Source organism: Brevibacterium sp. FAM 24630 (assembly GCF_049804075.1).
Lineage (GTDB): Bacteria > Actinomycetota > Actinomycetes > Actinomycetales > Brevibacteriaceae > Brevibacterium.
The window spans coordinates 1-1,575 of sequence record NZ_JBNBZD010000053.1; the positions used below are offsets into that span (position 1 = coordinate 1).

The following is a 1,575-nucleotide window of genomic DNA, read 5'->3' on the forward strand; positions in this document are numbered from 1 at the left end:
GGCCCTCTGTGTCAGCCTTAGATGAGACACCCGGATGGTCCGGTTTGGTGTCGTAGAGGGCGGGAGGAGGTATCCCCGCGATGAACACAACGATGACAACTCCGATCGAGTCGAGGCATTCTGGGGGTATGGATGAAGTCCCTGACCCGCAGGTCCCGCCCAAGGCCTGCCGGCGTCGCTACAGCGCGAAGTACAAGGCCGAGATCCTGGCAGAGTACGAGAATGCGGACCGCGAAGGCAGAGGCGCGTTGCTGCGCCGGGAGGGCTTGTATACCTCGCTGATCAGCGCCTGGCGAGACCAGCGCGACCGCGGAGCCAAAGAGGCACTGGGTCGCTCCGGGGGCGCGGCACCGGCCACAGCAGCCCAGAAGGAAGCCGCGCGGTTGCGGAAGGAAAATGAGCGGTTGCGGTCGGATCTGGACAAGGCCGAGGCGGTGATCGAGGTCCAGGGAAAACTCTCAGCGCTGCTGGACCAGTTCTCGACCAGCAGCAACGACAAGCCCGAGAAGCGATGATCGACGAGACGATCACCGAGCTCACCGAGCTGGTGGGCACCAAAGCAGCCTGCCGGGCGGTGGGACGGTCTCGGGCCACCCACTACCGCCGCCATCGCCAGTCCCCGGCACCGCCGCGTCAGCGCCGCGAGCCGGCCCGGCAGCCGCGGGCCCTGACCGAAGCCGAGGAGGCCGAGGTCTTCGCGGTCTTGCACTCGCAGCGGTTCGTGGACATGGCCCCGGCCGAGATTCACGCGGTCCTGCTCGATGAGGGTGTCTACCTGTGCTCGGTCTCGACGATGTATCGCCTGCTACGCCGCCGCGGCGAGGTCCGTGAGCGACGCCGCCAGGCCACGCACCCGCCCCGGGTCAAGCCCGAACTCGCAGCTGAGGGCCCGAATCAGGTGTGGTCGTGGGATATCACGAAGCTCCACGGTCCGGTGAAGTGGACGTACTACTACCTGTACTCGATCATCGATATCTTCTCCCGCTACACGGTGGGATGGATGGTCGCCCCCGCCGAGTCGGCGGCGCTGGCCGAAAAGCTGCTGGGCGAGACCATCGCCAAGCAGGACGTGGACCGTGATCAGCTGACCATCCACGCGGACAACGGCTCCTCGATGGCCTCGAAACCGGTCGCGTTCCTGCTGGCCGACCTGGGCGTGACCAAGACGCATTCCCGCCCCCACTGCTCCAACGACAACCCGTACTCAGAGTCGCAGTTCAAGACGTTGAAGTATCGGCCCGAGTTCCCCGAGAAGTTCGGCTCGATCGAGGACGCCAGAGCGTTCTGCAGCAAGTTCTACCGCTGGTACAACACCGTCCACCGCCACTCCGGGATCGGCATGCACACCCCGATCGACGTCCACCACGGCTACGCCGCCGAGATCCGGGACCACCGCGCCAGCGTCCTCGAGAAGGCCTATATGGCCCACCCCGAGCGGTTCGTCCGCCACCACCCAGTCCCGCCGGCATTGCCCACCACAGCCTGGATCAACCCGCCCGACCAGGACGAGAAGACCCCGCCAGCAAACTCAACGACGAAGCTCAGCAAGTGACCCAAAAAGGTTGACAGGTTCCG

The 1,575-nt window shown here is 65.6% G+C and carries 1 protein-coding gene; it reads left to right on the forward strand.

Annotated features, from left to right (window positions below; translation table 11 throughout):
* The first annotated feature begins 92 nt into the window (after positions 1 to 92).
* Positions 93 to 1,552 (forward strand): IS3 family transposase gene (locus ACPUD7_RS17640; protein WP_425120636.1). Its coding sequence is split into 2 segments (ribosomal slippage): positions 93 to 450 and positions 450 to 1,552, totalling 1,461 coding nucleotides; the frame shifts between segments, so codons are not numbered across the junction.
* The last annotated feature ends 23 nt before the right edge of the window (positions 1,553 to 1,575 follow it).